This is a genomic window from Polaromonas sp. UC242_47 (assembly GCF_044452385.1).
In the GTDB taxonomy this organism is placed as follows: domain Bacteria; phylum Pseudomonadota; class Gammaproteobacteria; order Burkholderiales; family Burkholderiaceae_C; genus Polaromonas.
On the sequence record NZ_JBIOAO010000001.1, the window covers coordinates 1,707,425 to 1,721,340 of the forward strand.

The following is a 13,916-nucleotide window of genomic DNA, read 5'->3' on the forward strand; positions in this document are numbered from 1 at the left end:
CCTGGGGCCCTGTTTATTTGGCGTAAACGAGGTCGCGCAGGGTCAAGGAAAGTGCCGGGAAGTAGGTAATCACCATAAGGCAGCCGAGGATCACAAGCACAAAAGGTATCAGGTGAGTGACGATCCGATCCAGCGAAATCCGCGCTACCGTGCAGGCCGCAAACAGGTTCACCCCGAACGGCGGCGTGATCATGCCCAGTGCCAGGTTGACCACCATGACCATGCCGAAATGCACCGGGTCGATGCCGAAATGCATGGCCACTGGTGCCAGGATGGGCGCCAGCACAATGATGGCGGCGCTGGTTTCGATGAACATGCCGATGATGAACAAGGCGGCGTTCACCCCGAGCAGGAACAGCGCGGGCGACTGCAGCACTTCTTGCAGCCAGCGGCCAATCGCATCGGGCACACCGGCGCGGGTGATCAGGAAGGCAAACAGCCCCGCATTGGCAATGATGAACATGATCACGGCGCTGGAGATCACGGATTTGCGCAGGACCTGCACCAGGTTCGGCAGGCTGATCTCGCGGTAAATCACCACGCCGACCACCAGTGCGTAAAACACGGCCACGGCCGCGGCCTCGGTCGGTGTGAAGATGCCGCCATAAATGCCGCCCAGAATGATGACTGGCATCAGCAAGGCCCAGCCTGCCTGCCAGGTGGCCTTGCCAAAACTCAGACGGCCGTCACCGTCGTTTTTGCCCCAGCCCTTGAGTTTGCAATACACGTAGACAAAGGCCATCAGGGCGATGCTGATAAAAATGCCCGGGCCGACGCCGGCAATGAACAACTCGCCGATCGAGACTTCCGCGCTGACGCCGTACAGAATCATGGGGATGGACGGCGGGATGATCACACCCAGTTCGGCGCTGGTCGCCTGCAAGGCTGCGGCGTAACTGGTCGGGTAGCCGTGTTTGATCAGCGCGGGGATCAGGATGGCGCCGACGGCAAAGGTGGTGGCCACCGAAGAGCCCGAAACCGCCGCAAAAATCATGCAGGTCAACACGCAGGTCATGGGCAGGCCGCCCTGAACGCCGCCGACGATACTTTTGGCAAACTCCACCAGCCGGCGCGAAATGCCACCGGTTTCCATCAGGTTGCCGGCCAGGATAAAAAACGGAATCGCGGCCAGCGGGAACTTGTTGATCGCGGAGAACATTTCCTTCACCGAGATCAGCATATTGGCGTTGCTGGCCTGAATGCCAAACACGGCCGCCAGGCCGATGGAGACGGCCACGGAAATGGTCAGTGCGAAACACACGATCATGGTGGTCAACATGACAGCGGTCATTGTGCGATTCCCTTGAAAAATACGGTGCCAGACATGCGGCGATTTGCGTTGGTTGGTGCGTGGCTCATGTGGCGGTTTCCAGTTCCTGGCGCTGGGGATCGATCAGGTTGCCGATGATGCCGATGACGCAGAACAGGCCGCCCACCGGCATGGCCACATAACCCCAGAACATCGAGATGGATTCCAGTCCGGCCATGGACTGAACACGGCCGCGCAGGGAATAGTCCCAGCCCCACCAGATGATGACGGCGATCAGTGTCAGCGCGGCCAGGCAGACCAGCCAGTCCAGCCCACGTTTGATTTTGGGCGGGCTCCAGCGGTACAACACATCCACGCTGACCATGGCGCCTTGCCTAAAGGCAGCGGGAATGCCGAGAAACACCATCCAGATCAGGCTCAGGCGGATCAGGATTTCGGTCCACTCGGCCGGTTGCTCAAGTACAAAACGCGTGATGATCTGGAACATGCCCAGCGTCGACGCGATCGCCAGCATGGCGCACGCGCCGACCATGGCCAGACCGGTGCTCCGGCGCTCGAACCTTAAAAAAGCCTGCTTCATGATGTCTCGCTAGCTTGAGAATAAAAACGCCCGCCAGTCCAATGACTGCGGGCGCAGATAGCTATCAAAATCGTAGCGTTTACTTGACGCTGCGGATTTTGTCGATGTTGGCCTTGCCAAACTGCTTTTCGAAATCGGCATTGACCGGGGCCAGGGCGGTGACAAATTTGGCTTTGTCCAGGGTGTCGATCACGGTCATGCCTTTGGCGCGCAGGTCGGCCACACCTTTGGCATCGTCCTCGTCCACGCGGGCGCGGTTGACCTTGGCGCCTTCTTTGGCGGCTTCCAGGAAAGCCTGTTTGTCGGCCGCGCTGAGTTTGTCAAACGAGGCCTTGTTCATCACAAAAATGCAGGGCGAATAAACGTGGCCGGTCAGCGACAGGTGTTTTTGCACCTGGTCAAACTTGGCCGAAATGATGACTGACAAAGGATTTTCCTGGCCATCCACCGTGCCCTGTTGCAAGGCGGTGAAGACCTCGGGGAAAGCCATGGGCGTGGTGATGATGCCGAAACCCTTGTAGGCGGCAATATGCACCGGGTTTTCCATGGTGCGCATCTTCAGGCCCTTGAGGTCGGCTGGCTCTTTTACGTCGCGCTTGCTGTTGGTCATGTGGCGGAAGCCGTTTTCGGCCCAGGCCAGCGCCTTGAAACCCTTGGCGTCGAACTTGGTCAACATGTCCTGGCCGATGGGGCCGTCCAGCACGGCACGTGCATGGGCCTTGTCGCGAAACAGGAAAGGCACGTCGAGGATTTTGGTTTCAGGCACGAAGTTGGGGATGGGGCCGGTCGAGCTGAAAGCCAGCTCCTGGGTGCCCAGTTGCACCGCCTCAATCGACTCGCGTTCGCCGCCCAGGGAGCCGTTGTAAAAGGTCTGGACCTTGTAACGACCACCGGTGCGTTTTTCCACTTCCTTGGCAAAGGTATCAATCGCCACGCCCTGGTGCGAGTTCTGTGCCGTCGAGATACTGATTCGCATTGTGGTCTGCGCTGTGGCGCTGGCCACAAAACCGATGGCGATGGACATGCCGATGATGAGCTTGCTGAGTTTCATGGAGTCTCCGGGAGGATAAGGAAAACCGGCCGCAGCGTGGACCAGACCGTAAGTGCACTTTGCATTATTACTGTTGCTTTAGCCGGCTGGTGTCGGGGTTTTCGCTAAAGAGCCTGTTGACGATCTCCATGGGGTCGCGTTGGGACGCAATCGGGATGAGTTGATCGCCAAGACCTCGCAGCATGGGCTGATGCCCATGCAAAAGGTTTGGTGGGCAAATCGCCCGATTTCGCCCAACCCGAAGGGCAGGTGCCTTTTCGGGCGCTCTGCGGCGTTGCGGCGCTTGCCAATAGCCAGCTATTGGCGGCGCACCGCGCCTTGCAGCCCATCCCGAAAAGACACCTGCGCGGCCCCATGGAGATCGTCAACAGGCTCTAGGTACTCGGCAATGATGGCGTCGAAATTGGCATCCGGCAGCAGTCCCAGTTGGCGTGCGCGCGCGGCATCGATGTGGGCTGGCCAACTGGTGACGATGTTGGCAATCGCCGCGTCGGGCGTCCAGTCGATCAGGGCAGCGACGGCGGAGCCTGCCACGCGTTCCAGCGCCGCGGCCATCTCGCCCGCGGTGGTTTTGAGAGCCGGCAGGTTGATGGCCGTGCGTGCGCCCCAGTCGGCATCACTGGCTTCGGCCGCGCGGATCAGGCCACGAATGGTGCGGCTGGGCGACGACAAGGCCACCGGTGTTTCCGGCGGCACCGGACATGCCGCGCGGATACCGGCCAACGGCTCGCGGATCATGCCGCTCAAAAAGCTGGAGGCTGCGCCGTTGGGTTTGCCGGGTCGCACGCTGACGGTCATCAGTCGCACATTGCGCCCGCGTACAAACCCTTTGCGTGCATAGTCGGCCACCAGTTGCTCGCCGATAAATTTCTGGATGCCGTAGCTGTTTTGCGGCGTCGGCAGCGTGGTGTCGGTGATCACCGCGGGCAGCGGCTGCTCGGGCGAGTTGCCGAACACCGCCAGTGAACTGGCAAACACCACGGTAGGCGCATGTTTCAGCTGGCGGCAGGCTTCCAGCAGCGCGCGTGTGGCGTCGATGTTGCTGCGCATGCCCAGGTCGAAGTCGGCTTCGCATTCACCGCTGACCGCTGCGGCCAGATGGAAAACCAGGTCCGTGCCTTCGGTGATGACGGGCGACGACGCCAGCAGGGCATTCAAATCCCCTTCGAGGACCTGTACCCGGCTGTCGGCCAGCAGGTCGGCCGGCGGTGCCACGCGATCAACCAGGGTGAGGCGGCGTATGGCCTGGGCTGTGCTGCCGGCAAGCGCGAGTGTATTTTGCTGGAGCAGTGTGCGGGCCAGGCGAAGGCCCAGAAATCCGGCGCCGCCGGTGATGACAATGTTCATGCTTTTTAAACTTTCACGATGTAGGGACGGGGGCCGTGGATTGCGCGGCTGACGCAAAGTCTAGCGTGCCCGGAGTTTCAGCAACTTTTCCCTCGCCGCAGCCAGATGTTCGCGCAAGGTGTACCAGCGCTCGGAATATTCGGCCGGCAAGTCCAGCTGGGTGACTTGTTTTTCGATGTGGTCGAGTTTTGCGAGCAAGCGGCGCAGCGCGATCGGGTTGTTGCTGGCCGTGCTGTCCATTTCGGTTTCAAGAAACTTGAGCTCACCATAGAAGTTCTGCATCGCTGCATTGATGCGCCAGTCAAACAGGCGCGGAATCCAGGCCAGCACCAAGAGGGTGAGTGCCAGCACGGGAAGCATTGCGTACAGGATCAGCTCCGCCCATTGCGCCAGGCCGTAGGGCAGCAAGGTCTCCAGCCAAGGTCGGCTGCCCAGGCTGTAGGCCCTGGCCTCGGGTGAGAGCGGGAAGTCGCTGCCTCTAAAGCTGGGGAACTGCCCGTGGCGCTGCAAAAAACTGGGGAATTGATGGATGTCATGGGCCGCATCCAGCAGCACGCGCTGCAAGGCCGGGTGCATGTCGGGGCGCACCAGAAGATGGGTTTGCAAACCCACCAGGATCAGGTCGTGTGCAGGCACGTCGCCGCGCAGTTCTATCGCACCTTGCGGCAGCAGGATGGACTGCAGCCGGGGTTCTTGTGCCGACAAGGCGCCGGCACGTTCCACACCTAACAAATGAATTGTGTTTTTCTGGTGCAGCAACTGAATGGCCTGGGAATTTTCCCCGGCCGCTTCAAAAAGAATATCGATTTTTCCGTCCAGCAGTGTATTGGCCGCCTCGAGCCCAGAGGTGTTAGCGAATTGCACGTCGGTATCACGCAGCCCGGCATGGGCCAGCAAAGCCTTGGCCGCACTGAAGGACGAGGTGTTGCTGGCGCCGGCGGCGACCTTGAGGCCTTTGGCTTGCGACAGCGATGTGAGGCCCGGAAGATTGGTGAAAATCCAGACCGGCTCCTGGCCGATCACCGCCAGGGCTTGCACAGGCGCACTGGGGCTGGCGTAGAGGCCATGTGCAAAACCGATGTCCGCCACATCGCTGCGGGTGAGCAAACGCTCCAGCGAGCCTTGTTGCCGGTCGGAATAAACAATCTCGACCGCCAGTCCGAGCCGCTCCAGTTGTTCTGCATAACGCTGGGCCAGTTTGGCGTAGCTGCCTTGCGGTGACCCGCCGGCGATCACGGCCTTGGCGGGCGGCAGCGTTTTCCAGACCGTGGCCGACCACCACAACACGGCCAAGGCCAGCAGCAACACCGGCAGGTAAAACAGCCCCCAGCGTCGGCGGTAGAGCAGCAAAAGTTTCATCGCCCGCGCATCCGGTACAGCCGTTGCCGGACAAACTCGATGTGTTGGTGCAAGGTGTAGCAGCGCGCGATCAAATCCTTGGGGGTGGCAAAGGCCAGCAAGGTTTTGTCGATGCTGTTCAGGCGCAGCAGGAACTTGCTCAATTCCAGACCCGTTGGTTTGGACTGCGACAAATCGTTTTCAATAAACTTCAGCTCGCCATACCAGCGGTTGACACGGCTTTCGAGCACCCAGCGCAGATAAGCCGGAATCAGGCGCATCAGGGCCAGCGCCAGCAAGGCCAGGGGCAGGCCGATCAGCAGCAGACGTTCAGCCAGTTGCGCCCACCAGAAAGGCAGCAGACCTTCCAATAGCGGCAAGCCATGGGCCAGTGTGGGCCGGGCCTGTTCGGAGATCGGAAAGTCGATGCGCCGCAGTGCGGGAAAGTCGCCAGTCCTGTGGAACAGGCCGTTGCCGGCATGCACCTCGGTGGCCACGGCCACGGCCAGTCGCTGCAGGGCCGGATGCAGGTCTTCGCGCGCCACCAGGCTGGTTAAGGTGGTCAGCAGCGTCTGGTCCCGCGGTGGCAGCCGGGTGTCCAGGGTGCCTTGTGCCAGCAGGCGCGACTCCAGATAAGGATTGCGTTCGGTGATGGCCGATGTTTTTTTCAGGTTGGCGATGTGTATGCCCGGCACACTGAGCATGTTTTGCAGCGCGGCGGACTCGGGCGCGGCGACCATCAAGGCCGCATCAATCGTGCCCTGACGCATGGCCTGAACCGCGGCATTGCCGCTCAGGGCCGACAGCGTCAGATCGCTGTCGCTCATCCGGGCTTGTTCCAGCAGTTTGAGCGCAACCCGGCGATGGCCGCTGCCTTGCGGCCCTATCGCCAGACGCAGGCCCTGCAAGTGCTGGAGTGACTCGATCTCCCGGTTTTTCGAGAAAATCCATACCGGTTCAACATCGATGTTGGCCAGGGTCTGCACGCGGCTGCGGTCCCGGCCTTCGAAGGAGGTGCCCAGGTAACCAAAACCACCCTGGATAAAGGCCAGGTCGCTGCCGGCGTCGGGACGCCGCAGGCGCTCCAGGTTTTGTTGCGAGCCGGCGGAGCTTTGTATGTCCAGGGTGACGCCGTGTTGGGCAAACTTTTCGGCGTAACGCTGCGCATGGAGGTAATAGGCGCCGTCGGTGGCCGCCGTGGTGATGCTTATCCGGTCGGGCGGCATGGGCCAGACCTGAATCCACAGGTAGGCGGCTGCCGCAAGCGCCGCCAGCACGACAGGCAAGCGAATCAGCAGCCATTTACGTTGATACAGCTTTGCCATGCGCACAGGGGGCTTCCTGTTGAGTCTGGCCCGTTATAGCGCAAAGCCCAGCTGTACGGCAGGAAAAATCAAGCAATACAGGGAAAACGCGAACCCGCCGGCAGCCGCTGTTACCGGCGGGTTCGCGCTGACTTACATCCCGCTGTAGTTGGGCCCGCCGCCGCCTTCGGGTGTGACCCAGACGATGTTTTGCGTCGGGTCCTTGATGTCGCAGGTCTTGCAGTGCACACAGTTTTGCGCATTGATCTGCAGGCGATCGCTGTTGTCTTCGTTCTTCACAAACTCGTAGACACCCGCCGGGCAATAACGGCTTTCGGGGCCGGCGTACTTAGCCAGATTGATGCCGACCGGAACGCTGGCGTCTTTCAGCGTCAAATGCGCCGGCTGCTGCTCTTCGTGGTTGGTGTTGGAGACAAACACCGAACTCAGGCGGTCAAAGGTGATCTTGTTGTCGGGCTTGGGATAGATGATGGGCGTGCATTCGGCCGCCGGCTTGAGCATGGCGTAGTCGGGCTGCGTGCGGTGAATGGTCCACGGCGGGCTTTTGATGCCCAGCTTGGGCAACAGCCACTGCTCGATGCCGGTCATGAAAGAGCCCATGTAGACGCCCTTCTTGAACCAGGCCTTGAAGTTGCGCGACTGGTTCAGTTCCTGCGCCAGCCAGCTCTTGGCGTAGGCCTCGGGGTAGGCGCCCAGTTCGTCGTGCTGGCGGCCGGCCGTTACCGCGGCGTAAGCGGCGTCCGCGGCCAACATGCCGGTCTTGATGGCGGCGTGGCTGCCCTTGATACGGCTGGCGTTGAGGTAACCGGCTTCGCAGCCGACCAGGGCGCCGCCGGGGAACACGGTTTTGGGCAGGCTCAGGGCACCACCGGCCGTGATGGCGCGTGCGCCGTAGCTGATACGTTTGCCGCCTTCCAGGTACTTCTTGATGCTGGGATGGGTTTTCCAGCGCTGCATTTCTTCAAACGGGCTGAGGTAAGGGTTGCTGTAATCCAGGCCGGTCACAAAACCGAGTGTGACCTTGTTGTCTTCCAGGTGGTACATGAAACCGCCGCCATAGGTCTGGCTGTCCATGGGCCAGCCGGCGGTGTGCACGACCAGGCCGGGCTTGTGTTTGGCCGGATCGATCTCCCAGAGTTCTTTCACACCCAGTGCATAAGCCTGTGGGTCCTTGCCTTCGTCGAGTTTGAACTTGGCAATCAGCTGGCGGCCCAGGTGGCCGCGTGCGCCTTCGGCAAACACCGTGTATTTGCCATGCAGTTCCATGCCGAGCTGGAAGTTTTCGGTCGGTTCGCCGTCCTTGCCCACGCCGAGGTTGCCGGTGGCCACCCCTTTGACGGAGCCGTCGCCGTTGTAAAGCACTTCGGCCGCGGCAAAGCCGGGGAAAATTTCAACGCCGAGGTTTTCCGCCTGTTGCGCCAGCCAGCGCACCACATTGCCCAGGCTGATGACGTAATTGCCTTCGTTGTGAAAGCAGTCGGGCACCAGGAAGTTGGGTGTCTTGGTCGCGCCGGTTTCGCTGAGGAATAACACTTCGTCGCTGGTGACGGGCTGGTTCAGCGGGGCGCCCAGCTCTTTCCAGTTCGGGATCAGTTCGGTGATGGCACGGGGGTCCATCACGGCGCCGGACAGGATGTGTGCGCCGGGCTCCGAGCCTTTTTCCAGCACCACCACCGAGATCTCCGTGCCTCTTTCAGCCGCCAGCTGTTTCAGGCGAATGGCGTTGGCCAGCCCGCCGGGGCCGCCGCCAACCACGACCACGTCGTATTCCATGGCTTCGCGGGGGCCGAACTGGGCCAGTATCTCTTCGTTGTTCATAGTGGGGCTCGCTGATAATGAATTGCGGAACGGATTGCCGGTGTGGCGGCTGATTTTATTCTGCTAATGTAAGCAGAAAAAAACGGCTGCCCATTATTACCAACAGGAGTCTGCTATGGCCTACAGCATGGATTTGTCGGGGCGCGTCGCTCTGGTGACAGGCGCTTCCGGCGGCCTGGGCGCTCAGTTTGCTAAAACACTGAGCCGTGCCGGTGCTGCGGTGGTGCTGGCCAGCCGCCGGCTGGACAGGCTCAAGGACTTGCGCGCGCAGATCGAGGCCGAAGGCGGCCACGCCCATGTGGTTTTGCTGGATGTGACGGACACCCTGAGCATCAAGGGCGCCGTCGCCCATGCCGAAACCGAGGTCGGACCGATAGACATCCTGGTCAACAACTCGGGCGTCAGCACCACCCAGCGGATTCAGGACGTGGGCGAAGAAGACTACGACTTCATTTTCAACACCAATGTCAAAGGCGCTTTTTTTGTGGCGCAAGAGGTCGGCAAACGCATGCTGGCGCGCGCACGCGGGACAGCGCCAGGCACGTTTTCCGGTGGCCGCATCATCAACATCGCCTCGATGGCCGGCCTGCGGGTGTTGCCGCAAATCGGTGTGTATTGCATGAGCAAGGCGGCCGTGGTGCAGATGACCAAGGCCATGGCGCTGGAGTGGGGCCGCTTCGGCATCAACGTCAACGCCATTTGCCCGGGTTATATCGACACCGAGATCAACCACCACCACTGGGACACCGAGCAGGGCCAAAAACTGGTGCAGATGTTGCCGCGCAAACGGGTCGGCAAGCCCGAGGACCTGGACGCCTTGCTGGTGATGCTGGCCAGCGGTCAAAGCCATTTCATCAACGGTGCGGTCATTGCGGCGGATGATGGCTTTGGGGCTTGAACATAGCCCCCACGCTTGCCACTGCGTGTGCTGCGCTGCCCCCCGAGGGGGCTGGACTTGCTTGGGGCGGCCCGGCGCTGCGTCCCCGCGCTCCGCGCTGGTGGTATTGGGATGCTGACGGGTATTCTGGCTGGCCTGGCCGCGGGGGCCCTGTGGGGCCTGGTCTTTGTTGCGCCGCGCATGTTGGCCATGGGCGAGGGCGCTTATTCGTCGGTAGACCTCACGGCCGGGCGTTTTGCGGTGTATGGCCTGGTGGCCGCTGGGGTGATGCTGTTGCTGGGGCTGTCGGAGCGGGGCAAACGGCGTCTGCCCACATTGCGACAGGCGCTGGCGGCCGGGCTCATGAGTCTGCTGGGTTTCAGCGGCTACTACCTCTTGCTGGTGCTCGCGATTCGTGATGCCGGCACCGAAGTGCCCACGCTCATCATTGGCACGATCCCGCTGTGGGTGATGTTGCTGGGCAAACCACAAGGCTTGCGCTGGTCATCGTTGTGGTTGGGGCTGGTGCTCACGCTGGCCGGTCTGGTGCTCATGATGGCGTCCGCGCAGGGAACGCCCAGTGGCGATGCCGCGCATTTCTGGCGTGGCCTGGCCCTGGCCACCGCCTCGCTGCTGTGCTGGACGGCGTTTGCCATTCTCAACTCCGCCTGGTTGCGGCGTCACCCCGAGGTCAATGCCACCGACTGGGCCAACTGGCTGGGCGTGGCCACCGGGCTGGGGGCGGTGTTGATGTGGCTGGCCGCCGGCTCGGACCTGCGCGTGCTGGCTGCGCGCGAGGACTGGTCCGTGTTTATCCTGCTGTGTGTGCTGGCCGGTTTCGGCTCGACCTGGCTGGCCACCATCTTGTGGAACCTGGCCAGCCAGAAGCTCAGTGCCAGCCTGTGCGGGCAGTTGATCGTCAGCGAAACCATGTTTGCGCTGCTGTATTCTTTCGTCTGGGACGGTCACTGGCCCACGCCGGCCCAACTGGCCGCCTGTGTCTTATTCACAGGGGGCATCCTCGCCTCCATCCGGGCGCATCGCTGAAAAATTCAACTTATGAAAATCGACATTCCCGAGAACAAAAAACTGGTTTTTGAAATGCGCCTGCCGATCCGTTGGGGCGACATGGACGCCATGGGCCACGTCAACAACGCCAGTTATTTCCGTTACCTGGAGACGGCGCGTATCGACTGGCTGTATTCCATCGGCTGTCTGCCCGACCCCGAAGGGCCAGGGGCCGGTGATCGTGAATGCGTTTTGCAATTTCTACAAACAGCTGGAATACCCGGGCGATGTGTTGCTGAAGATGTATGTCAGCGACCCCGGCCGCACCACCTTTGAGACCTGGGGCATCATGGAACGTAGCGACCAGCCCGGCGTGATTTACGCTGCCGGTGGCGGCACCACCATCTGGGTGGACTTTCCGAGCCAGAAAGCGGCCACCTTGCCGGACTGGATGCGCGACATCGTCAGTTGAGCCTGAAACAGGCCTCCAACCCATAAGCGCTGGGCGCAAGCAGCTATTAAATCAGGAGCGACTGCTGGCCGCTCCATCAAGCAAAGCCTGGCCTACTTCTGTTTGGGCACACGCCCCATCAGGTAAAACTCCGGATTGGGCAACATGCTGGAGAAGCTGGCGATGCGGTTCGACAGGCCGAAAAAAGCCGTGATCGCGGCGATGTCCCAGATGTCTTCGTCGTTGAAGCCGTGGGCATGTAAGGCGGAAAAATCGGCGTCCTCGACCTCGTCCGATTTCTGGCACACCTTCATCGCAAAGTCCAGCATGGCGCGCTGGCGCGGCGTGATGTCGGCCTTGCGGTAGTTCACCGCCACCTGGTCGGCCACCAGCGGTTTCTTTTCATAAATCCGCAAAATCGCGCCGTGCGCCACCACGCAATACAGGCATTTGTTGGCGGCGCTGGTGGTCGTCACAATCATCTCGCGGTCGCCTTTGCTGAGGCCGGACTCTTCGCGCAGCATCAAGGCATCGTGATAAGCAAAAAACGCGCGCCACTCGGCCGGCCGGCGCGCCAGGGCCAGAAACACATTGGGCACAAACCCGGCTTTTTCCTGCACCTCCAGCACCTTGGCCTTGATGTCCTCGGGCAGGTCGTTGATGTCGGGGGCGGGGTAACGTGTGGTCATGGTCGTGTCTCCTTCTGTTGGAATGAATCATTTCTACAGCCATGATAGCCAGCCACAAAAAAAGCGCATGGCGGTCAACCATGCGCTTGTATCAAGAGATGGTCGCTTCAGCTCAAGCCAGTTTGGCCAGGGCCTTGGCCACGCCAGCGCCGTAAGCCGGATCCGCCTTGCTGCAGTTGGCGATGTGGCGTTCCTGGATGGCTTTGGAGGCGCCGCCGACAGCGCGTGCCGTGTTGTCAAACAGCAGTTGTTGCTTTTCCGGCGTCATCAGGCGGAACAGATTGCCTGGCTGCGAATAATAGTCCTCGTCGACGCGGTGGTTCCAGTGGTCGGCCGCGCCTTCAATCGACAGCGGCGGCTCGGCAAAGTCGGGTTGCTCCTGCAGCGCGCCCTTGCTGTTGGGCTCGTAACCGACCTCGGCGCCATTGTTGTTGTCCACACGCATGCTGCCGTCGCGGTGGTAGCTATGGAAAGGGCATTTGGGCGCGTTCACTGGAATCTGGTGGTGATTCACGCCCAGGCGGTAACGCTGCGCATCGCCATAGCTGAAGAGGCGCGACTGCAACATCTTGTCCGGCGAGAAGCTGATGCCGGGCACCACGTTGGCGGGCGAAAACGCGAGTTGCTCGACTTCTGCAAAATAATTTTCCGGGTTGCGGTTCAGTTCCAGCATACCCACGTCAATCAGCGGGTAGTCCTTGTGCGGCCAGACCTTGGTCAGATCAAACGGGTTCAAGTGGTAAGTCGCGGCGTCTTTCTCGGGCATGACCTGGATCTTCAGATTCCAGCGCGGGGAAGTCCTTGTTATCTATGGCGTTCAGCAAATCAGCCTGATGGCTTTCGCGGTCGTGGCCGACCAGTGCCGCGGCCTCGGCATCACTGAGATTCTCAATGCCTTGCTGCGAGATAAAGTGGAACTTGACCCAGAAACGTTCATTTTTCGCATTCAAAAAACTGAAGGTGTGGCTGCCGAAACCGTGCATGTGGCGGTAAGACTTGGGCAGGCCGCGGTCGCTCATCACGATGGTGACCTGGTGCAGGGCTTCAGGCAGCAGGGTCCAGAAGTCCCAGTTGTTTTCGGCGCTGCGCAGATTGGTGCGCGGGTCACGTTTGACGGCGCGGTTCAGGTCGGGAAACTTCAGGGGGTCACGCAAAAAGAACACCGGCGTGTTGTTGCCGACCAGGTCCCAGTTGCCTTCTTCGGTATAAAACTTGACGGCAAAGCCGCGGATGTCGCGTTCGGCATCGGCCGCGCCGCGCTCGCCGGCGACGGTGGAGAAACGCAGCACCAGCTCCGTCTTTTTGCCCACCTGTGAAAACAGTTTGGCCTTGGTGTACTTCGTGATGTCATGTGTGACGGTGAAAGTGCCGTAGGCCGCCGAACCTTTGGCATGCATGCGGCGTTCGGGAATCACTTCGCGCGCAAAATGCGCGAGTTTTTCCAGATGCCAGACGTCCTGCAGCAATACCGGGCCGCGCGGTCCTGCGGTTTGCGTGTTCTGGTTGTCAACAACCGGTGCGCCTGCGGCGGTGGTGAGTTTGCTCATGGCTGCTTTCCTTGTTTCGGTGATTGAAATGGTGCTGGGTCGTTTCATTGTGTTCAATCACCCGCCAGGAGGCAAGCGCGCGGCCATAGTAATTTCTCAAGGCGCCGATAGGGGGCGTGGTGTGGCTATGCTTGGGCTTTTTCAGGAGAAGATGTTAATGAATTCCCAATTTGAAAAAGGCCTGGCCACGCGCAAGCAGGTGATGGGTGAAGACTTTGTGGCCAATGCCCTGGGCAAGGCCACCGATTTCACCCAGCCGATTCAGGAGCACATCACGGCCAAGGCCTGGGGCGATGTCTGGCAACGGCCCGGCCTGGACCTCAAGACCCGCAGCCTGATCACCGTGGCCATGCTGACGGCCCTGGGCAAGCAACATGAACTCAAAGCCCATGTGCGTGGCGCGCTGAACAACGGCGTGACACCGGCCGAGCTGCAGGAGGTGTTGTTACATGCCGCCGTGTATTGCGGCGTGCCCACGGCGGTGGATGCGTTTCGCAGCGCGGCCGAGGTGGTGGACGCCCCTGGAAACACCTGAATACCTGGGGTTTTAAGAGTTTTAGGGCTGTAGCCTAGGTGGGATGTGCGTAGTATGCTATTGAAAAAATAGCGACTGTG

The 13,916-nt window shown here is 60.8% G+C and carries 11 protein-coding genes and 2 pseudogenes; 4 read left to right on the forward strand and 9 right to left on the reverse strand.

What is annotated here, in order from left to right; translation table 11 throughout:
* Positions 1-13 precede the first annotated feature (13 nt).
* The 7 genes from ACHMXK_RS08435 to ACHMXK_RS08465 all read right to left on the reverse strand — a co-directional run bounded on the left by ACHMXK_RS08435 (position 14) and on the right by ACHMXK_RS08465 (position 8,729).
* Positions 14-1,291, reverse strand: coding sequence for a TRAP transporter large permease (locus tag ACHMXK_RS08435; protein ID WP_397439393.1), 1,278 nt, complete (start codon positions 1,289-1,291; stop codon positions 14-16).
* A gap of 64 nt (positions 1,292-1,355) precedes the next feature.
* The gene (locus ACHMXK_RS08440; RefSeq protein ID WP_397439395.1) at positions 1,356-1,850 is read right to left on the reverse strand and encodes a TRAP transporter small permease; all 495 of its coding nucleotides are present in this window, start codon (positions 1,848-1,850) and stop codon (positions 1,356-1,358) included.
* A gap of 79 nt (positions 1,851-1,929) precedes the next feature.
* The gene (locus ACHMXK_RS08445; protein ID WP_397439397.1) at positions 1,930-2,901 is read right to left on the reverse strand and encodes a TRAP transporter substrate-binding protein; all 972 of its coding nucleotides are present in this window, start codon (positions 2,899-2,901) and stop codon (positions 1,930-1,932) included.
* A gap of 297 nt (positions 2,902-3,198) precedes the next feature.
* Entirely contained in the window at positions 3,199-4,248 is a 1,050-nt protein-coding gene (denD, locus tag ACHMXK_RS08450) for a D-erythronate dehydrogenase (RefSeq protein ID WP_397439399.1), read from the reverse strand.
* Between the two features lie 60 nt (positions 4,249-4,308).
* Complete coding sequence (locus ACHMXK_RS08455; protein WP_397439401.1) at positions 4,309-5,607, reverse strand: TAXI family TRAP transporter solute-binding subunit; 1,299 nt, start codon at positions 5,605-5,607, stop codon at positions 4,309-4,311.
* On the reverse strand, positions 5,604-6,911 hold the full coding sequence (locus ACHMXK_RS08460) for a TAXI family TRAP transporter solute-binding subunit (RefSeq protein WP_397439403.1): 1,308 nt from the start codon (positions 6,909-6,911) through the stop codon (positions 5,604-5,606). Before ACHMXK_RS08460 ends, ACHMXK_RS08455 begins: the two co-directional genes overlap by 4 nt.
* Positions 6,912-7,043: 132 nt before the next feature.
* A complete protein-coding gene (locus tag ACHMXK_RS08465; RefSeq protein ID WP_397439405.1) occupies positions 7,044-8,729 on the reverse strand; it encodes an electron transfer flavoprotein-ubiquinone oxidoreductase in 1,686 nt (561 codons plus the stop codon).
* A 115-nt stretch (positions 8,730-8,844) separates the two neighbouring features.
* Between ACHMXK_RS08465 and ACHMXK_RS08470 the strand changes: the two genes are divergently transcribed.
* The 3 genes and pseudogenes from ACHMXK_RS08470 to ACHMXK_RS08480 all read left to right on the forward strand — a co-directional run bounded on the left by ACHMXK_RS08470 (position 8,845) and on the right by ACHMXK_RS08480 (position 11,086).
* Positions 8,845-9,627: an SDR family oxidoreductase gene (locus ACHMXK_RS08470; protein ID WP_397439407.1), complete on the forward strand. Its 783-nt coding sequence runs from the start codon at positions 8,845-8,847 to the stop codon at positions 9,625-9,627.
* Between the two features lie 111 nt (positions 9,628-9,738).
* A complete protein-coding gene (locus tag ACHMXK_RS08475) occupies positions 9,739-10,653 on the forward strand; it encodes a DMT family transporter (protein WP_397439409.1) in 915 nt (304 codons plus the stop codon).
* A gap of 12 nt (positions 10,654-10,665) precedes the next feature.
* A pseudogene (locus ACHMXK_RS08480) lies at positions 10,666-11,086 on the forward strand (acyl-CoA thioesterase).
* Positions 11,087-11,178: 92 nt separating this feature from the next.
* Here ACHMXK_RS08480 and ACHMXK_RS08485 read toward each other — a convergent pair.
* Positions 11,179-11,754: a peroxidase-related enzyme gene (locus tag ACHMXK_RS08485; protein WP_397439411.1), complete on the reverse strand. Its 576-nt coding sequence runs from the start codon at positions 11,752-11,754 to the stop codon at positions 11,179-11,181.
* A 112-nt stretch (positions 11,755-11,866) separates the two neighbouring features.
* A pseudogene (locus ACHMXK_RS08490) lies at positions 11,867-13,301 on the reverse strand (catalase).
* Between the two features lie 157 nt (positions 13,302-13,458).
* Here ACHMXK_RS08490 and ACHMXK_RS08495 point away from each other — a divergent pair.
* Positions 13,459-13,836, forward strand: a complete 378-nt coding sequence (locus ACHMXK_RS08495) for a carboxymuconolactone decarboxylase family protein (RefSeq protein WP_397439413.1) — start codon at positions 13,459-13,461, stop codon at positions 13,834-13,836.
* The last annotated feature ends 80 nt before the right edge of the window (positions 13,837-13,916 follow it).

Excerpts from the sequence above, each read along its gene's own strand:
- ACHMXK_RS08435 (WP_397439393.1), bottom strand. The coding sequence starts at position 1,291 with ATGACCGCTGTCATGTTGACCACCATGATCGTGTGTTTCGCACTGACC.
- ACHMXK_RS08455 (WP_397439401.1), bottom strand. The coding sequence starts at position 5,607 with ATGAAACTTTTGCTGCTCTACCGCCGACGCTGGGGGCTGTTTTACCTG.
- ACHMXK_RS08445 (WP_397439397.1), bottom strand. The coding sequence starts at position 2,901 with ATGAAACTCAGCAAGCTCATCATCGGCATGTCCATCGCCATCGGTTTT.
- ACHMXK_RS08465 (WP_397439405.1), bottom strand. The coding sequence starts at position 8,729 with ATGAACAACGAAGAGATACTGGCCCAGTTCGGCCCCCGCGAAGCCATG.
- ACHMXK_RS08460 (WP_397439403.1), bottom strand. The coding sequence starts at position 6,911 with ATGGCAAAGCTGTATCAACGTAAATGGCTGCTGATTCGCTTGCCTGTC.
- ACHMXK_RS08485 (WP_397439411.1), bottom strand. The coding sequence starts at position 11,754 with ATGACCACACGTTACCCCGCCCCCGACATCAACGACCTGCCCGAGGAC.
- ACHMXK_RS08475 (WP_397439409.1), top strand. The coding sequence starts at position 9,739 with ATGCTGACGGGTATTCTGGCTGGCCTGGCCGCGGGGGCCCTGTGGGGC.
- ACHMXK_RS08440 (WP_397439395.1), bottom strand. The coding sequence starts at position 1,850 with ATGAAGCAGGCTTTTTTAAGGTTCGAGCGCCGGAGCACCGGTCTGGCC.
- ACHMXK_RS08470 (WP_397439407.1), top strand. The coding sequence starts at position 8,845 with ATGGCCTACAGCATGGATTTGTCGGGGCGCGTCGCTCTGGTGACAGGC.
- denD (WP_397439399.1), bottom strand. The coding sequence starts at position 4,248 with ATGAACATTGTCATCACCGGCGGCGCCGGATTTCTGGGCCTTCGCCTG.
- ACHMXK_RS08495 (WP_397439413.1), top strand. The coding sequence starts at position 13,459 with ATGAATTCCCAATTTGAAAAAGGCCTGGCCACGCGCAAGCAGGTGATG.